1 protein-coding gene is annotated in these 2,397 nt (G+C 60.3%); it reads left to right on the forward strand.

Annotated elements, in window-relative coordinates; genetic code table 11:
• Window positions 1-2,255 (forward strand): Tn3 family transposase (locus ACFQND_RS12310; RefSeq protein ID WP_377413637.1); only part of this gene is annotated, 2,255 nt, incomplete at its 5' end.
• Between the last annotated feature and the right edge of the window lie 142 nt (window positions 2,256-2,397).

Here is a 2,397-nt window from a genome sequence, read left to right on the forward strand (position 1 = left end):
CAACCAAACAAATTGGCGAGGTGTTCGAGCGAATCGAACTGCTGTACGCCCTGAATGTCCACAAACACCTGGACGACCTGTCCGGTCTCATTGTGCGGCGCTATGCACGCCGCCTGGCTTCAAGGCCTCCCTCGGTGGGGGCCAGGATCAAAGAACCCGCTCGCACAGTGGAGGTTGGCTGCTTTTTACGGCACTGCCTGTTTACCAGCACAGACCAAGCTATCTTGATGGTTCAGCGGCGCGTTGCCGATCTTTGGCGCACGGTCGCAGCAGGTGTCACGGAGACGGTCAATTGGGCTGACCTGTACAAGACATTGCTGGCAGAGCTGGCTGGTTTGGTCGCCCAGGGTGAACTTCAAGACGCGGAGTTGCGGGCTCGAATTGTTGCCCTGCTCAGTGCCAGCCAGCAAGGCAAACCACCCAGCCGGGCCTCGGTGGTGCGTGAGCGTTTGTTTGACGCCATACGTCCCGTGCGCTCTTTGCTGGCCGAAATCACCAAGCTGCCCTGGCAGGCCAATAGCGAGCACCCGGTGACCACAGCCTTGGCCCAATTGACGAAACTGTACGCGGGCAAACTTCGCGAACTACCTGCTGATGTCAGCGCCCCTCGCTTGGGTTCGGTCTGGAGCGGCGCGATTGCGGGTGCCGACCGGGAGCGCGCGTTTCGGGCCTTGGAGGTGGCCACCCTGTTTTCATTGCGACGTGCCGTGCGCAACGGTTCGGTGTGGATTGAGCACAGCCTGAGCTTTCGTGGCCGCGCACGCCTGTTCTTCACTGATGCGCGCTGGCAGGAAGAAGCCAAACGGCACTATGCCCGACTGTCACTGCCAGCCAATGCATCCACACTTTTGAAGCCGTTGCTGGCCAAGGTACGCGCCGGCGTGGAGGCAGTGGCCGTCGCCGCGCGCAGCGGTGTGCTGCGCGTGGACGAAGAACTCCACCTTTCAGTATTGCCGGCAGAGGATGAAGATCCAGAGGTGATTAAGTTGAGGGCCAAACTTGACCTGAGGATCGGTGAGGTGCAACTCCCAGAAGTGATCCTGGCCGTTGACGCTCAGGTACGTTTCAGCTGGATCATGCTTGGCCGCGAGCCACGTTCGACAGAAGAGCTGCTGATGGTCTACGCCGGCATCATGGCCCACGGCACCAGTCTGACGGCGGCCGAATGCGCCCGTATGATTCCGCAGTTGTCTGCCACCAGCATCCGTCAGGCCATGCGTTGGGCCGGGGACGAGCGTCGCTTGAGTCAAGCCTGCCACGCGGTGCTGGAGTTCATGCAACGGCACCCCATTGCAGCGACATGGGGTCGCACGGACCTGGCGTCGTCCGACATGATGAGCATGGAAACCACCCAACGGGTGTGGCAGGCCCGACAGGATCCAAGACGCAACACGTCCTCGATTGGCATCTACTCCCATGTGCGTGACCGATGGGGGATCTTCTACGCGCAGCCTTTTGTGCTCAATGAGCGCCAGGCAGGGGTCGCCATTGAGGGTGTCGTGCGCCAAGAATCCATCGAGACCAGCCAGTTGGCGGTGGACACCCACGGCTACACCGACTTTGCCATGGCGTTGGCCCGGCTACTGGGGTTCGATCTATGCCCACGACTGAAGGAATTGAAGCAGCGTCATCTGTACGTGCCGCGTGGCACGATCATTCCACCGGAGATCGCAGCAGTTTGCGAGGCTACCGTCGATACCGCTTTGATTGAGAAGCACTGGGACACCTTGGTCCATTTGGCAGCCTCGGTGATGAGCGGCAACGCCAGCGCAGTTGCAGCGCTGGCCAGATTTGGATCGGCGGCGCGGGGAGACCCCATCTACGAAGCGGGTGTTCAGTTGGGGCGCTTGCTGCGAACTGCGTTCCTGGCCGACTACTTTGTCAAAGACGCCTTCAGGAATGAGCTGCGTCGGGTACTCAACCGGGGTGAGGCGGTCAATGCCTTGAAGCGGGCGATTTATACCGGCAGAGTGAGCCCGGCTCAGGCCAAGCGGGCCGAGGAAATGCAGGCGGTGGCTGACGCCTTGAGTCTGTTGGCCAACATCATCATGGCCTGGAACACAACCCAGATGCAGGCCGTTCTGGACCGCTGGGCCAACCGGCGTCAGGTCATCCCGGCGGAGCTCACGGGGAAAATTGCGCCGACGCGGCTGCAAGGTATCAATTTGAGGGGCGTATTCCGCTTTCCAGTGGAGCGTTATGCCAGTGAAATCCTGCCGTCACAGACCACGCCGAAAACCGGGACCGGCGGTTGAAACCGAGCACGCTTTTGCGCCCTCAAACGGCGATCAAAAAAATCAACAGGAAACCCAATGAAATCAATGGCTTGGCAGGCCACCCCTACGCCAGTGCTCGATCTCCTACCGTCACTTTTGACAACGAAAACAAATCGACCCC

The organism is Polaromonas aquatica (assembly GCF_042659145.1).
Taxonomy (GTDB): domain Bacteria; phylum Pseudomonadota; class Gammaproteobacteria; order Burkholderiales; family Burkholderiaceae_C; genus Polaromonas; species Polaromonas aquatica.